Here is a 15495-nt window from a genome sequence, read left to right as displayed (position 1 = left end):
GTGCACCGTCCGGGTGGCGGGTGTCGGTGACTGAACGTACGGTCGGACCCACGGATGGGGGGCCGACGGGGCATACCTTTGGAGATCCGGGTGAACAGGCCGGTCGCCGCACGCCGAACGGGTCCGACGACCCTACGATGATCCCGGCGGGAGGGCGCGGCATGGACAGCATTACCAAGAATGTTTCCCGCACGGCTCTGCCGCTGGGGACCGCTGTGGCTGCCTCATTCGTGTCGGTCACGGGTACCGCGATGACGGCCATCGCCGTCCCGTTGCTCGTGCTGGGTGTGACCGGCAGCGGCCGGGACGCGGGTGTGGTCGCGTTCTTCGAGCTCGCGCCCTACCTGTTGGCGCAGTTCTTCGGCGGGCCCTGGGCCGATCGGCTCGGATTCCGCCGGGTCTCGACGGTCGGCAACGCGGTCGCCGGTGCGGTCGTGTGCCTGGTCCCCTGGCTGTTCCTCGGCGCCGTTCCCCAGCTCTGGGTGCTGTGCGTGCTGTTGGCGCTCGCCGGCCTCGCGCGGGGGCTCGCCGACCTCGGGAGCGGTGCCCTCGTCCCGGTGCTGGCTGCTGCCGGCGCGGTGACGATGTCCAGGGCGTCCGGTTGGAACAACACCGCCCAACGAGCTGCTCTGGTCGTGGGCGGCCTGCTCGGTGGACTGCTGCTGACGGTTGCCAGTCCGTCCGTGGTGATCCTCGGGGACGGCATCAGCTTCCTCGCGGCCGCCGCGATGTTCGCCTCGATCCGCTCGATCGGTGTCCGCGACTCTTCCGGCACCCGCGGCCGCGCCGACGACGGGGAGAACTATCGCACTCGACTGCGAGCCGGCTTCGCGTTCATCGGTGGGGACCGTCTCGTCCGAGCGTTGGTGCTCGTCAGCGCGAGCACCAATCTGTTCGCCGCGGCGTTGAGCGGCGTCCTGCTGCAGGCGTGGTCGCTGGACCGGGGGGTGGCTGCCGGCGCCCTCGGAGTCATCTTCGCCGCGCTCGGTCTGGGTCAGGTCGCCGGGAGCATCATCACCGCGACCTGGGGATCGCGGTTGCCGCGCTTCCGGATGTTCGTCATCGGGTTTCTCGTCGGGGGCCCGCCGATGTTCCTGGCTCCGGCGCTGTCCGGGATGCCGTTGGTGGTGGGAGCCATCGTTCTGCTCGGCGGCGTGGCGCTGGGAATGGTGAACCCGGTGCTGGGCGCGGTCTACTACGAACGCATCCCGGTCCCTCTGCTGGCTCGCGTACTGGGCACGATCCGCGCCACGGCATGGGTCGGGTCGCGGTCGGACCACTGCTCGGTGGGGTCCTGCTCAGTCTCATCGGCGTCACCGCGACGCTGCTGGTCTGCGCTGTCGGCTACACCGCACTCGCCCTGACGCCGGTGGTCGTTCCGGTGTTTCGCGGGTTGGCACAAGTCGGAGTTCGGGACACCGCTCCGACGGGCGATCGCGCCGCCGAGCCCGCCCGCGCGGCGGCCGCAGACCCTGTGCCCGCCGGTCCCACCACCGACGCACTCGCGACACCCCCCGATACCGACCGGGTGGCGCCGCCGCAGTGCGAGCAGGCGGGGCCGAGGTTCAGCGCAAGACCTCGGCTTCCCTGGCAGCGGTCAGCAGAACCTCGACCAGAGCCGACAGCTCATCCGGACCTGCCCGCTCGGCCAGCGCTGTAGCTACGTCCTCAGCGGCGCACCGCACCTGGAACAGCCTGTCGCTCAACGAGTCCCGCTCATCGGCGCTCAACATCACCGCATCCTCGGGGATGCCCGTGCGCTGCATTGCGGACCGGTTCTCGTAGGCGCGTTGCCGACAGGACTGCCCGCAGTAGCGCCGCCGCCTGCCGACGCTGCTGCCGGCGGCCACCTCGCGACCGCACCACAGGCACCGTTGCGGACCCTGGCGTCGGATCGTCGACACCGTAGAGGTCTGCTCGAGATCGGGCCCGGCAGGTCCGGTCCGGGAAGCGCTGCGCACCATGACAGCCACCGTAGGACCTCGCGGGGTCGGAGAAGTGAAAGACTCACCCGATGACCCGCTACCTCGACCCGGCGGCCCCCCGGGGGCTGGCGCACCGGGGGTGGCACCTCGGCGAGATGGCGGGTCTGGAGAACAGCATGGCCGCCTTCAGGCGCGCGGTCGACGAAGGATTCCACTACCTCGAGACCGATGTCCACGCCACCGCCGACGGTGTTGCGGTGGCGTTCCACGACGTGCGGCTCGACCGCGTCACCACCGGGCGTGGAGCGATTGCCGCTCACACCCTCGCCCAGCTGTCCGACATCCTGATCGGTGGCCGCGAACACATCCCGACACTCGTCGAGGTGCTCGAGGCATTCCCGGACACCTACCTCAATGTCGATCCCAAGTCCGATGCCGTGACCGGTCCGCTGCTGGATGCACTGCTGGCCACCGGCGCCCACGACCGGGTCTGCATCGGTTCGTTCTCCGGCAGACGACTCACCAGCCTGCGCAGCATCCTGGGACCCGCGGTCGCGACCTCGCTGGCCCCGTCCGAGGTGCTGCGGCTGCTGCGTGCGCCGCGACTGTTCGACCGTGCTCGGCTACCGGAGGCCGGCGTGGTGGCGGCTCAGGTGCCGGTCAGCGCCCGCGGAGTCCCGTTGGTCACCCGCCGCTTCATCGAGGCCGCTCACACCCGCTCCATCGAGGTGCACGTATGGACGGTCAACGAGGCCACCGAGATGCGGCGCCTGCTCGATCTGGGTGTGGACGGCATCATCACCGACCGACCTGACGTGCTCAGGTCGGTCTACCGGGAGCGAGGGCTCTGGCGGTGACGGACCTCCTCGGCGTCGACGCCGTTCCGGCCGCCGGCCACCGCCGCTCGCTGGGCGCATCAGCAGTCCTCAAGTTCTTCTACGGCCCGATGGACTGCGGTAAGTCCCTCCTTGCGCTGCAGCTGGATTACAGCCGCTCCGAGTGGGGTGCCAGCACGGTGACCTGCGCAAACGGCGTGAAATCCTTTTCACAGCGGTGGAGGCCCCAGGCCCTTGCTCAACCACAGCCCGGCCCGATCTCGCCAGTATCGCCACAGGTCTCACCCGGGCGCATCCCACCACCGGTCTGTTGCATGCCTGAGAATCTAGACCAGGAGATGCGATTTTCGCCTGGCACTCACTCCCGGGAAGCGGCCGAACGGTGACGCAGCCCCAAGCCGAGCACACCGAGCAGACGACCGGTCATCACCGCTTTCCCGGAGGGTCCGGGATGCTCAAGTTCTTCTACGGCCCGATGGACTGCGGCAAGTCACTTCTTGCGCTCCAACTGGACTACAACAGATCACGCCGAGGACAACACGGTCTACTGCTCACCAAGATGGACCGATCCCACGAGCCGCGCATCAGCTCCCGCATCGGGGTCACCAAAGCAGCAGTCGAGGTCGCGGAAGGCACCAACCTGGGAGACCTCGTCCGGCAGTCATGGGCCGACGGGACACGCGTGGACTACCTGATCGTCGACGAAGCCCAGTTCTTCACCGAGCAACAGATCGAACAGATGGCCCAACTCGTCGACGACACCCAGATCGACGTCTACGCCTTCGGCATCGCCACCGACTTCCTCGGCCGCATGTTCCCCGGATCCCGACGCCTGTTCGAACTCGCCGACGAAGCAACACCCCTGCAAGTCGAGGTGCTCTGCTGGTGCGGCCGCCCCGGCCGGTTCAACTCCCGCATCATCGACGGACAGGTCGCCAGGGCAGGTGAACAGGTCGTCGTGGCCGACACAGTCACAGCCGCCGGAACGACGCAGGTGCACTACCAGGTGCTGTGCCGACAGCACTACCGCACCGGCGACCTCGGACCATCCTCAGGAGACGCCACCATCCCCCTCATCGACACCTGACACCCACCTCTTCACCGTCAGAGAACCAACCCCGCGCACACGCAGATCCGCTCGACCCGCACTCCCCCGCTCATCACACGGGCTGCACCCGAGATGGCCACGCGACCGCCCGAGCACGCGGCACCACCGGCGGCCAGAAACCCAAGCTCGGCGCCCGGCAGACTCGAATGGCCAGACAATCTACGGCCAGATCGAGGAAGAGGCCGGCGCCACCATACCGTCACCCAGATCGCAGCCGACTTCTCCGTCACCCGACCCACCATCTATCGCCACCTCGACCAGCACTCCCCGCCCCTGACGACCCGTCTCAGATAGGCACCCCTCACTGAGACAAGCCCCGGACCACTCATCTGAGACTGCGCTGATCAGGGGCTCGCCAGCGTCGCTGTTGGCCCGGCGCGGTCTCGGCGAGGGAACGTCAGTTGAGACTGTCTCGATCCAGCTCAGGTCGACGTGTTCTGCGGAGCGGCACCGCCGGCCGCTGACCTTTCGCACAAAACGAATAACGACCTGCACACTATGAAGACGGGCGGAACCATGACCGTTATTTCATCTTCTTGCGCCATCGCAGGAGAACCAGAACCACAATAACGATGAAAACTGCGAGGAAGATCAGCCACACCGGAAAGCTGACCGCAGTCCGCGGTGCAGCTGCATAACTCAGAAGTTCGTTCATGCGAAACCTTCCGTTTGGAGTGTGTTGTTTGATGAGCTCTGCCAGTGAGTCAAACGACGACCACGGCCGAGATGCAACGACTGCGTGGGAACCAGTACACGTTGCGGGTCACCCTTGGGTCGCGGCGACGATGATCGCGATAGTGGCAACGATAACCATGCCTGCTCCCGATACCCTGGTCACAACAAGACCTTTGGCACTAGGTTCCATCGCTTTAGGGTTTTTATAGGCCCAGCGGTTCATCTTCCATTGGAGTTCTGGCTTGATCGCAAGTGCTATTCCCAGAATAATGAACAGCGGTGCGACGATGAAAACTAGCCACGGGGAGCCGTTTCCGTCACCTCCGCCACTCGAACGGACCGCCAACAGCTCGAGAATCATGCCGGGCCCTTCTCGGTGCAGCGGAGTAGCTCGCGGCTGCGGATTTGAATGCAGGACGTATCGCTAGCGGGTTGAGTCAGCCCTTCCGACGCTTCGCCCTTCTGCCAATAAACACGCCGATGCCGACGAAGATCGCGATGATGGCTAGAATGATCAAGATCGCGGGGAGGCCAGTGACCGAGAAGCCCTTAGTCTCCGCCATGAACACGACGGCAAGTGTGGATGACACGTTGGCATTCCTCCTGGTCGTAGGTGTTTCGAGGTCAAATTTGGGCCAACTGCGCCTCTGATGGACCCCAGTAGAACACACAGGTTGGCGCCGGTGGCGGGGGGCGAGCACGAGGTCTGCAGTGGTACACGATCGGGTGGCATTGCCACTCCGATTCCGGTAAAGATCGAGGTCGAGCGGCGGAAGGTCAACGCCGCCCGTCAGGGGTCATCACGTTGGTTCAGCGAGGCATCAAGGTGACCGAACGACACAGTCAGGATCTTCCAGCACTGGAACTAGCGCTCCCTCCGTGGACGGACCGTAACAAGGGCGATGCCTGCGGCCGAGGCAGAGCTACGACGGCATCGTCTCGGGTAGGGATCGTCTGCTGAGACGCTCCAACACGGGAAGATGACCGAAAGGCCACCGGCACCTCGATAACGGACCTGAAGGTCCCCATGGCACGTAGCAGTTCACGAGGTCACGCACGCAGTGCCAATCACCGGTCAGCACGTCACGAACGCGACCGCCGCCCGTCACCCGCGCACCACCGTCACCGAACGCGGTGGCAAAAACAGCACCGGGACGCTCCGCCATCAGCGGCAAATTCGTCACCAGAGCAACAGCAGCACGCCATCCCAACACCACCGTCACCGAGAACGGCTAGACCCGCTCGGGGAGTGGGCACGATCCGGTGCCCACTCCCTGGGCATGCCACCAATCCCCGGATTGCGATGAAAAGGCGTGGTAAATCGCGGTGTATAGACGGGCAAGCCGCCAACCGTCGTCGGAACCTATCGTTCATCAATTAAACAACCTAGAAAAGGCGGGCTCGAGTGGGAGGGTTCTTGAACATATCGCGTCCAAAATCGGCAAACAAGGGGGAATCCGCGGTTATCTGCTGCCCTTGTTCTACTTCGGCCCACACGGCGCTGTCTACTGCTACATAATGGCAAAACTCACCCTCGGCGACTACTAATACCCACCGCTCGAGAGTGCGGCCAGTGACAAACCCTTGCTGGACCCTGCCGACAACGACGTAACCAGCCGAATCCGACGGCTTAACGTGAACCTTGCGAACTACTTTCCCGGCGCCATTCCAAAATAGGCAAGGTAGTAATAGTCGACCAATTCGTTGGATGCCTACGCTCAACACGGAGGACATACGATTAGCTCACAATGGCAGTCGCACACGTTGGCTTCGAACGCTGTGCTTCGTTGATCCATCACCGCTGACTCATCCCGATCCATACCTTCGATAGTTCAGGGCTCCAAACACCGCACCCGATAGTCCCAATACAAGAGGGATCCATCCCACCCACACTAGCCGAGCGGAACCAAAGATTAAGAAGGCGGCTCCCAACACTGCAACGACGAGACCGATGATTACGCTCCGGCGCCCCGCGTTGCGGTGTAGTCGCTGCTCGCTTGCATCTGTCATCGCTTCAGTATCTCATCTCTAGGAGGGCGATCCGTCTCATGTGGACTAATCGAGCCTAAGTATGCCACCTTGATTCTGAATGGGCGGCCTCATCGATGGCCGCCAAGCACCGGTCGAGGCAGTGGCGGCCATCGAATCAGACGCGCTCCGTCAGCTGTAGTAGTCCGCGGCTGGCTGCTCCCAATCATCTTGACCGCCATCGATCACTGCGGCAGTAACTCCTCCCGCGCCAACGGCTGCGCCACCGCCGACCACAGCGGCAGCACCTACGTCCACGGCCGTGACGACTGCCGCCGCTCCCAGCGCGAGCCCACCGGTTGCAATGCCAACGAGTCCGGCCACGATACCGATGGCTGCTGCCTCGAACCAATCCAACCCATTGGGATCAGTGCGATTGATGGGATCGTTGTCGGTGTAGGTGTACGGGTTGTCTTCTTGCCCGGATGGGTCGGTTTGGGTGAATCGGCCAAGCGTGGGGTCGTAGTAGCGGTTCTGGAGGTGGACGAGTCCGGTGGTGGGGTTGGTGTAGGCGCCGGTGTAGCCGAAGGGCTGCAGGAACGTGGGCGCTTGGCTGGTGGTGGGCTGTCCCCAGGGCTGGTAGAGGCTGACGACTTGGGCGGTGGTGCGGTCGAAGCGGTAGACCCGCCAGATGGAGCCGAGGTTGTCGTACATGGGGTAGTAGTGCTCGCCGCTTTGGGTGGTGAAGCCCAGGATCATGCCCGACGGGTCCCGCTGGACGAACGTTTTCTGACCGGCTGAATTGCTGACTTCAGTGATCCCAAGCATCGACACCCGGAAGGATTGCGTGTCGGTGCTGCTGATGGTCTTGGAGCGGGGGCTGGCGTTGCCGGATCCGATGTAGGTGTTGAGCAGGGTGGTTCCGGTGCCGAGGGTGTTGCTGGTGTTCTGGCCGCGGTCTCCCCATCCGCTGGTGCGGGTGAGTGCGCCGGCGAGTGAGGTGCCGGATGCGGTTTCGTTGCCGTCGTCGTCGAAGGTGTAGTCGGCGGCGGTCCCGGTGGGTCCGGTGAGTTGCTGGTTGGCGCCGTCCCACGTGGAGTTGGTGCCGCAGGAGACGGTGGCGGCGGTGCTGGTGGAGAAGAAGGTGCGGTTGCCGTTGTTGTCGTAGCAGAAGGTGTTCTTGCCGGCGGTGGCTCCGGTGGACTGGACGGTGTTGAACACCGTCTTGAGCCAGCCTTCGCTGGTGTAGTCGTAGGTGGTGTTGCGGTTGTTGACGGTGTCGATGCGGCTTGTCATGCGGGAGGTATCGGCCTTGGTGGCGGTGTCGTACTTGTAGAGCTGGTCCATCACCACATCGGTGGTGGAGCTGCTGGGATCCTTGATGGTGCCGATCATGCGGGCGACGCGGGCGGACTTGTCCCGTTCGCGGCGCAGCTGGATGCCTCCGGGGTACATCTCGGTGAGGCGCTGTCCGGAGTAGTCCACCTGCAACAGGATGCAGTTGGAACCCTGGGTGGGCCGGTTGATGATGTTGAAGTTGATGCAGTTACCCCCGGGCTGGGTGATGCTCGTGAGCGCACCGTCCCACCGATACCCGTAGGTGGTGGTCCCCGAATCATCGGTGAACGTCGCCATCCGTGAGTTCGCATCCCAGGTGACGGTGTTGGTGTTCCCGTTGTCAGGCTTCTCGGAGGTCTGTCGGTTGAGAGCGTCGTAGCCGTTGGTCTGGCTCGCAGTGACGGTGCCGCTGCTGTTCTTGTCGGTACGGGAGAGCAGGTTGCCGTCGGGGTCGTAAGCAAACTCGGTGTAGCTGCCGCCGGCGTAGGTCTGCCGGGTCAGGCGATCCATCGCGTCGTAGTCGAAGCTGGTGGTCTGACCGCGCGAATTCGTGGACGTCTTCGTCCGGGAGAACCCGTCGTAGGTGAATGTGCGGTTCGCCTGGGTGGCGCGACCGTTCGCCGGGACCGGCGGAACCACCGTGACGAGCTCACCCAGGGAGTTGTAGCGATACAGGGTGCGGTGCTGGGTGCTCGCGGTGCTGCCGTATTCCCCGTCGCGTTCCTCGCAGAGCGCCTTCGGGTAGGCCGCGGTTCCGCTCGGGCCGCAGTTCGCGATGCCTGAGTCTCCCTGGTAGTAGGACCGCAGGGTGCGGCTGCCCTTGCTGGTGGAGCTGATCGTGCCGCCGTCGCCGTAGTCGATGGTGGTCTTGGCTTGCCCGGTGACGCCGCTGTCCCGGTCGTCGCTGATCGCAGAGGGCTGGTAGCCCTGCTGCGGATCGTTGTACTCCAACGCCACCGACGCACCGGTGGGTGTGGCTGACCCGGTGAGGTTGTTGCCGATCGGGTCGTAGGTGTTGGTGGTTGCGGAGCCGTCGCCGGTAGTGGCGGCGTTGACCGGGGAGGTGGAGGAGGTGACGTCACCGTTGGTGTTGAAGGCCGTCTTGGAGATGACTTCCAGGCCGTCACGGTTGAGGCGGGTCTGGATGACCCGGTCGCGGGCGTCATAGGTGTACTCGGTAGGGGTGCCGTACGGGTCGGTGAACGTGGTGATCGCCTTGTTGCCGTTCGGGGTGGTGTCCAGGGTGCTGGTCTGCGCGAACGCGACCGTGATCGCCGGGGAGGCCCCGTTGCGGTAGGTCACGGTGGTGACCTTGCCGCCGGTGTCGTAGGCGATGTCCGTGGTGTTGCTGGCACTGGACCCGGTGGTGGCACAGACGACGCCGGCATCAGACCCGCGGGGGGTGATGATGCGGGTGATCAGGTCACCGGTGTAGCAGAAGCGGGTGACCTTCCCCGCCGGGTCAGTGAACGTGGTGAGGTGCTTGTCGGTGTCGTAGGCGTAGCCGTAGGTACGGGCACCCGACGCGCCGTAAGCGAGGTTCTCGGCGATGGCGGTGACCCGGCCCTGCGTCGAATCGACGTTGGTGAAGGACACCGACCGCTGACCGGTGGTGTCCACGATCGAAGACGGCACCCGATCCGGAGCACCCCAGGTGGCGGTGTTGTTCTCGACGGCATTGCCGTTGGCCCGGTCGAACATCCGCGACAGGTATGCGGTACTCGGCTGCGCCGGGTCCACGGTGAACAGGTACACGACCTTGCTTTTGTGGAAAGTCATCTCGTACTGCGTCGGGGTCCCGGTCTTCTGCACCAGGTCCGCGTCCAAACCGTTCTCGGTCGCGACGTAGGCGCCGGCGGTGGTGGGAAGGGGATAGTCGGGGTTGCGGCGGAAGAAGACCCGCGCACCGCCGGGCTGCATGAACGTAGCGCCGGAACCGCTGAGGTCCAGTCGGACGTCGAAGCCGCCGTTCATCGACCAACCCAACCCGAACGCCCCGGCAACGCCGTTCTTCGCAAGGAGACTGTTGTAGGTGCGTCGCACCGACATCGCCATACCCGGCGACTTCCAGGACACGTCGGTGCCATTGATCACGAGGTTGCGGGTGCCGTAGGACACATGCATGTCCATCCGGTCCGACAACCGGTGGTCGTACATGCCAACGGCCTTCTGCTGCCCAACCCGGGGCAGCCACTCCACCGTCAACGTCGGCCGGTCCGGGCTGGCCAGACCGTAGAAGCTGATCGTGTTCGACGCGGGCGATTCGCTGGTCGCCGCGATGCGGATGCCGTTGTTCGCAACCGGGGTCGGGGCGTTCGAGGAGTTCAACTGGCCGGACGTCCACTTCTGCACCACCGGGACCAGCGAGAACGTCATCGTCCCGGATGGGGTTACCACCGGCCGGGTAATGGGGGTGGTGATCGCCGGCTGATTGGTCCAGCTGACCGTGCTCTGATCCCACGTCCCGGCGACCTGGTTCACATTCGTCGGGATCGGGGTGCTGTTCGTCGCGTTCCGCACCGTCATCGTCAGATCAGCCCGGGAGATCTGCGCATCGACCGGGATCGGCGAAGACGCCGAGCCCAGCTCGGGGAACTTCAGGAAGATCCGCCGCGCAGCGTCTGTGGAGCCGTACGTCAACGGCAGGTCCGAAGACGTGCTCGTCGAACACGTACGGGAACCGGTGGAAGCCGCGGACACATAGCAGCCCACCGCACCGGACAGGCCGACACTGACCGTCGGATCCACCAGCACCGGGAACACCCGCTTGGCATCCTGCAACCACGTCGGGTCGACGACGGTCGTCACGGTCCAGGTCGGTGCGGCACCGGTGATCTGCAGCTTGACGGCATCCGTGGAGAACGAGTTGATCGGGTCCTTGGAGCCGTCGAACACCGCCGGCGCCGGAATGATCGCGGCCACTGCACCGGCGGCGCCGCGGATCTCAGCGGAACCGCCTTCGACCGCGGCCAGGGTGTACCCGGCCGGCAGCGTCAGGGACTGGGTGAACGTCGAGCGAGCATCCTTGCCCGACAGGCGGAAGTACTGCTCCAGAGCGCCCGAGCGGGACACGTACACCTGATCCACACCGGGGAACACGCCCCGATACACAGCAGTGTCATCCTCGGCGGACACCGTGACCGGAACCGCACCCGCCAGCTGCGAGGTGACGGTCAAAGCGCCCTTGACCACGCTCACCGGCAGACCAGCGGTCGGCGGCAGCACCACATCATGCGCATCGGCGGCGTTCGTCAGGCTCGGGGTGACCCCGCGGCCCGCGACGCCACCGACCGGGACCAGTGCCTCATCGACGGGCTGCCATGCACCCCCGGCGTCCTTGAAGTTCACCGGTACCGGCGAGATCTCGGTGCGGAGCCGATCCCCCTCGGCATAGGTGTTCGACGTCGCAGTCCGCAGCGACACCACCTCATCACCATTACCCGCGGGGGCTTCCACCACAGCGGACCGCGCCGCAGGCGTCGACGGCGACTGATTCGACGTGCCCGTCGTCCACGGCGGCGCCGTCGGCTCCGACGGATCCCACACACCCTCATCCGACGGTGCTGCCTGCACCCCCACCGCGGGAGACGAAACGGTGAAAGGTGCTGCCGCAGCATCGATCTGGATCATGCTGACCCCGAGACTCGACACCGCCACAACACTGATCAGAAGGCGCGCGCGAACCCGGCGAAGCGACATCCAGAAACCCCCCAGTAGATGAGCTGAACCCGACGCCCCGCTCACCCACAGGAGACCATGATCACACCCAAACGCCTAGCAATCAGCTGAGAATTCTTCTCAACGACACGTTCGAGTGACTCAAACAATTACATAGGACCGCCACATGACGGAACTATTGTCCGCACTCAGGGATGGCCTGCAGCCGGTTTCGGCCAACCTTGTCACGACGCCGGTGGGCCCACCCAGGCAACGGTCACGGGGCGTGCCCGTTCAACCGACAGCCTCGGGTAGGGATCGTCTGATGAGACCACCTGGGGCCGGGTCGAACACTGAGGGGGCAGCTGGTGCGTTTGCCGTCTGACGCGTACCCGTCGTCCGAGGCGCAGTGAACCTGTACGGGTAGTCGCGACGTCAGCAGGCTCGGGGCGGTCATCAACGGAGGCCAGGCGGGTAGCTTCACTCGCCGGTTGTCTGTGGCTGGGCAAGAGGCCTTGCGCGAGTCGCATCGCCCGGTCGGCCGGAGGATGGTTACGGTTGGCGTCCCATCTGCAGACAGCGCGCTGCGAGCGAGCTGGCCATCCGCCGCAAGCTGTTCGGCCGAACCCGGCTGATGTCAACGTCGCCGGGTCCGGGGTCAATTTCGGACACGACAGGGGCCTTGATGAGCGCCTACGCCGATTGGGGAGCGCTGATCTGGCTAGCTTGCCTGACGTGTGCGGCGGGCTCGATTGCAGGGGTGGCCCGTGGTCTTCGACATGGTCGGCAGGTCGGAGTGCGGGTGGCAGCAGCAGTTTTCCTGATCGGTACCGTCGCGGCGATCGTCTGGATTTCACTGATGCGCGGGTCCGGGTACTCCACGACTCCCAATCTGATCCCGATGCGCGGGATCGTCGGCGAGCTCGAGAACGGGAACCGTGAACTGGGACTTCTGAATGTCATTGGGAACATTGTGATGTACCTGCCCCTGGGGTTGTTTGCTCCCGTGGCTGCGGGCGGAACCTGGTGGCGCGGCCTCTTGGCGGGAGTGCTTCTGTCTGCAGTGATGGAGACGCTGCAGCTCGCGCTGGGCGTGGGAGCACCGGACATCGACGATCTGATACTCAACAGCCTGGGATCGGCCGCGGGCGCCGCGCTTAGCATCGCCGTGAACCACGTAGCGAACCCGCGCAGGGAACTGAAGATGTCACCCCAGAGAACTCGCCATCCTTAACTTGAGCCTTGGGCCCGAGTATCGGAGAAGCGCGACGAGGATGGCGCACTGCCCGAACCGTCGAACGTCACCTGCTATAGCTGCAGTTTGGCATGAAGTCCTGAGTCGAGCTCCGCGGCATGTCTCCAGCTGCGCTGGTTCCAATCGCCCGTCTCGGGTAGGGATCCCTCGCTGAAACCATCAACCAGGGACAGGCGTCCACCGACGCTGGTGCGGCGCTCCAGCAGCTCGATCTCGCCGGGGTTGTCGCCAGCCGCGTCGCCCAGCGCTGGCCCGTCGTGGGCGTGCCAGGCGAGCAGGATCGCGCTTTCGACGGTGTCCGCCGCATGCGAGTCGCGGCCGTGGACCTGCGCCATCTCCAGGGTGATCGTGTGTGCCAGATCTTCCGGCGTGTGGTCCTTCAGCGGCACCCAGCCGTTCTCGAACCGTTCAGATCGGCCCCGGCCTCCGGATGGGCGATGGCCGCGAGGTCAAGCCCCTGGTGGTGGTGTAGCGGTGCGTGATTCTTCGTTGGTGTTCAGGCGGTGAGTGCGGGCAGGTCGGTCTCCTGGTGGTTGTCGGGTTCGGTGGCGGTGATGAGGTGGAGGCGGGACTTGGCGAGGATGTCGAGGCCGAGGTAGCGGCGTCCTTCGGCCCATTCGTCGGTCTGTTCGGCTAGGACGGCGCCGACGAGGCGAACGATGGCTTCGCGGTTGGGGAAGATCCCGACACTGTCGGTGCGGCGGCGGATCTCCCGGTTCAGTCGCTCGTTCGGGTTGTTCGACCAGATCTGCTGCCACAGCCCTTCGGGGAAGCCGGTGAAGGCCAGGATCTCGTGTTGCGCCGCGGTGAGGTGTTCACTCACTGCGGGCAGCCGGTCGGTGACGTAGTCGATGAGCCGGTCGAACTGCGCGGTGACAGCCTGTGCGTCGGGTTGGTCATAGACGCTGTGCAGCATCGCTTTCACGGCCGGCCACATGCTTTTCGGGGTCACGGACATCAGGTTCGCGGCGTAGTGGGTGCGGCAACGTTGCCACGCCGCGCCGGGCAGGTTCGCGGCGATCGCGTCCTTCAACCCCGAATGGGCGTCGGAGGTCACGAGTTTCACGCCGGTGAGTTTGCGGGCGACGAGGTCGGCGAAGAACGTGTTCCATGCCGGCCCTGTTTCGCTGGTCGCGACCCGCAGCCCCAACACTTCGCGGCGGCCGTCGTTGTTCACGCCGGTCGCGATCAGCACGACCGCGTTCACCACCCGGCCGCCCTCACGGACCTTCATCGTCAACGCATCGGCGGCGACGAACGTGAACGGACCGGAATCGGCCAACGAGCGGTGCCGGAACTGCTCCACGTGCTCATCGAGGTCGGCGGCCATCCTGGACACCTGCGACTTCGACAAGGAGTTGATGCCTAACGTCTTGACGAGTTTGTCCATCCGGCGGGTCGACACCCCGGCGAGGTAGCAGTCCGCGACGACCGTGATCAGCGCCGATTCGGCTCGTTTGCGGCGCTCCAGCAACCATTCCGGGAAGTACGTGCCGGTCCGCAGCTTCGGCACGGCGACATCGATCGTGCCGACCCGGGTGTCCAGCTCCCGGGTGCGGTAACCGTTGCGTTGCGCGGTCGGCCCCGGGGTGGGCCGGCCGTACTCGCCGCCCACGATCGCGTCGGCGTCCGCGGACAGCAACGCGTTGATCGTGGCCTGCAACAGGCTCCGCATCAGGTCCGGGCTCGCTTCCGCGAGGGCCTCGCCAAGCAGACCAGCAGGGTCGACAATGTGTGGTGCGGTCATCGTGATGCTCCATTCGAGAGTGCTGTGAGAGGTTCACTCGAAGGATCACGCGGTGACCGCACCCATGTCCAGACCCGGACCAGGGCCAGCCGCCGCGCTACACCACTATGCGGGACTCAACTGGCCGCGAACTGGCCGCCGGCAGGAACTCCCGCGCGCACACGATGGGTGGTCGTACCTCTGTCATGCGCGGGGCAGCTCAGGTCCAGCAGACCCCGACCCAGCCAACTAACAGCGTCATCGCGTCGCCGCCCAACCCTCACCGCGGGTGCAACGGAAACGGACAGAGCCTTAGCTAAGGGCGCAGATGACCTACCTGGAGGTGAAGATGCCTGCTGTCGCGACATCGACGCGACGGCGGGCGGCCGCCTTGTCGTCCCCGTACCGGTCAACGCCCCATGACAGTGCGGTGACCAGCTCGAACACTTCGTCCGCGGCGATCGTCTGGACAGCGACTCCCATGGACTGCGCCCTGTCGAGAAGCGCGCCCGTCCGATCGAGCAGAGGATTGCTGCAAACCGAATTCATGGACGATCCGGGATCGGCCCGGGCGGTGGCGATGCAGTACGGCAGGTCGTGCCAAATACGCAGCTGCCAGGTCAGCCGGAAGAGCCACTCAGCGAGTGCCTCTCGCGGTGGCAGTGAACTCGCGAGGCCGTCCGCCTCATTGAGCGCTAGCTCGACGCTGGTCTCTAGGACGGCGGCAAGAAGGTCATCGCGGGTCGGAAAATTGCGGTACAGGGTGGCGTTCCCGACACCCGCGCGTAGGGCGATTCCGTCGAGCGAGGCAAGCACGCCGTCGCTGTCGAAGGTCTCTCTCGCGGCGAGAAGGATCGCGTCACGGTTGCGCTGGGCGTCGGCCCGCATCGGTCGAGACGGTCTCACGGTGTGGGTCTTGGCAGGCATGATCGCAACCCTTCTTGCTTAAGTGGGGACTGTCCCTACATACTGTTTGTGGGGACAGTCCCCAATTTAGCAAGGGGTTG

General features: G+C 65.1%; 11 protein-coding genes. 4 read left to right on the top strand and 7 right to left on the bottom strand.

The window, feature by feature from the left end; all coding sequences use genetic code 11:
* Nucleotides 1–161: 161 nt before the first annotated feature.
* Nucleotides 162–1364, top strand: coding sequence for an MFS transporter (locus ABLG96_RS10310; protein WP_353651235.1), 1203 nt, complete (start codon nucleotides 162–164; stop codon nucleotides 1362–1364).
* Nucleotides 1365–1565: 201 nt separating this feature from the next.
* On the opposite strand, the gene ABLG96_RS10305 is transcribed toward ABLG96_RS10310, so the two are convergent.
* A complete protein-coding gene (locus ABLG96_RS10305; protein WP_353651234.1) occupies nucleotides 1566–1964 on the bottom strand; it encodes a hypothetical protein in 399 nt (132 codons plus the stop codon).
* A gap of 50 nt (nucleotides 1965–2014) precedes the next feature.
* On the opposite strand from ABLG96_RS10305, the gene ABLG96_RS10300 reads away from it, so the two are divergent.
* Together ABLG96_RS10300 and ABLG96_RS10295 are read left to right on the top strand one after the other, a co-directional pair.
* Nucleotides 2015–2782, top strand: a complete 768-nt coding sequence (locus ABLG96_RS10300) for a glycerophosphodiester phosphodiesterase (protein ID WP_353651233.1) — start codon at nucleotides 2015–2017, stop codon at nucleotides 2780–2782.
* Nucleotides 2783–3212: 430 nt separating this feature from the next.
* Nucleotides 3213–3848: a thymidine kinase gene (locus ABLG96_RS10295; RefSeq protein ID WP_353651462.1), complete on the top strand. Its 636-nt coding sequence runs from the start codon at nucleotides 3213–3215 to the stop codon at nucleotides 3846–3848.
* Nucleotides 3849–4632: 784 nt separating this feature from the next.
* On the opposite strand, the gene ABLG96_RS10290 is transcribed toward ABLG96_RS10295, so the two are convergent.
* The 3 genes from ABLG96_RS10290 to ABLG96_RS10280 form a co-directional block, all read right to left on the bottom strand.
* Nucleotides 4633–4905: a DUF6199 family natural product biosynthesis protein gene (locus ABLG96_RS10290; RefSeq protein ID WP_353651232.1), complete on the bottom strand. Its 273-nt coding sequence runs from the start codon at nucleotides 4903–4905 to the stop codon at nucleotides 4633–4635.
* Nucleotides 4906–4981: 76 nt separating this feature from the next.
* Nucleotides 4982–5134: a hypothetical protein gene (locus ABLG96_RS10285; protein WP_353651231.1), complete on the bottom strand. Its 153-nt coding sequence runs from the start codon at nucleotides 5132–5134 to the stop codon at nucleotides 4982–4984.
* Between the two features lie 1570 nt (nucleotides 5135–6704).
* A complete protein-coding gene (locus tag ABLG96_RS10280) occupies nucleotides 6705–11501 on the bottom strand; it encodes an RHS repeat-associated core domain-containing protein (protein WP_353651230.1) in 4797 nt (1598 codons plus the stop codon).
* Nucleotides 11502–12192: 691 nt separating this feature from the next.
* Between ABLG96_RS10280 and ABLG96_RS10275 the strand changes: the two genes are divergently transcribed.
* Nucleotides 12193–12741, top strand: a complete 549-nt coding sequence (locus ABLG96_RS10275; RefSeq protein WP_353651229.1) for a VanZ family protein — start codon at nucleotides 12193–12195, stop codon at nucleotides 12739–12741.
* A gap of 74 nt (nucleotides 12742–12815) precedes the next feature.
* Here the strand turns inward: ABLG96_RS10275 and ABLG96_RS10270 are convergent, their stop codons facing one another.
* The 3 genes from ABLG96_RS10270 to ABLG96_RS10260 form a co-directional block, all read right to left on the bottom strand.
* The gene (locus tag ABLG96_RS10270; RefSeq protein WP_353651228.1) at nucleotides 12816–13151 is read right to left on the bottom strand and encodes a hypothetical protein; all 336 of its coding nucleotides are present in this window, start codon (nucleotides 13149–13151) and stop codon (nucleotides 12816–12818) included.
* Between the two features lie 107 nt (nucleotides 13152–13258).
* Nucleotides 13259–14509 carry an IS256 family transposase gene (locus ABLG96_RS10265; RefSeq protein WP_353651227.1) on the bottom strand — a complete coding sequence of 417 codons (1251 nt, stop codon included), beginning with the start codon at nucleotides 14507–14509 and terminating at the stop codon, nucleotides 13259–13261.
* A gap of 312 nt (nucleotides 14510–14821) precedes the next feature.
* Nucleotides 14822–15415: a TetR/AcrR family transcriptional regulator gene (locus tag ABLG96_RS10260; protein WP_353651226.1), complete on the bottom strand. Its 594-nt coding sequence runs from the start codon at nucleotides 15413–15415 to the stop codon at nucleotides 14822–14824.
* Nucleotides 15416–15495 lie beyond the last annotated feature (80 nt).

The organism is Nakamurella sp. A5-74, from assembly GCF_040438885.1.
In the GTDB taxonomy this organism is placed as follows: domain Bacteria; phylum Actinomycetota; class Actinomycetes; order Mycobacteriales; family Nakamurellaceae; genus Nakamurella.
This window is presented reverse-complemented; position numbering and strand designations above follow the sequence as displayed.

Bases quoted from the DNA above. Each gene is read 5' to 3' on its own strand.
- ABLG96_RS10310 (WP_353651235.1), top strand. From the start codon at position 162: ATGGACAGCATTACCAAGAATGTTTCCCGCACGGCTCTGCCGCTGGGG.
- ABLG96_RS10305 (WP_353651234.1), bottom strand. From the start codon at position 1,964: ATGGTGCGCAGCGCTTCCCGGACCGGACCTGCCGGGCCCGATCTCGAG.
- ABLG96_RS10300 (WP_353651233.1), top strand. From the start codon at position 2,015: ATGACCCGCTACCTCGACCCGGCGGCCCCCCGGGGGCTGGCGCACCGG.
- ABLG96_RS10295 (WP_353651462.1), top strand. From the start codon at position 3,213: ATGCTCAAGTTCTTCTACGGCCCGATGGACTGCGGCAAGTCACTTCTT.
- ABLG96_RS10290 (WP_353651232.1), bottom strand. From the start codon at position 4,905: ATGATTCTCGAGCTGTTGGCGGTCCGTTCGAGTGGCGGAGGTGACGGA.
- ABLG96_RS10275 (WP_353651229.1), top strand. From the start codon at position 12,193: ATGAGCGCCTACGCCGATTGGGGAGCGCTGATCTGGCTAGCTTGCCTG.
- ABLG96_RS10265 (WP_353651227.1), bottom strand. From the start codon at position 14,509: ATGACCGCACCACACATTGTCGACCCTGCTGGTCTGCTTGGCGAGGCC.
- ABLG96_RS10260 (WP_353651226.1), bottom strand. From the start codon at position 15,415: ATGCCTGCCAAGACCCACACCGTGAGACCGTCTCGACCGATGCGGGCC.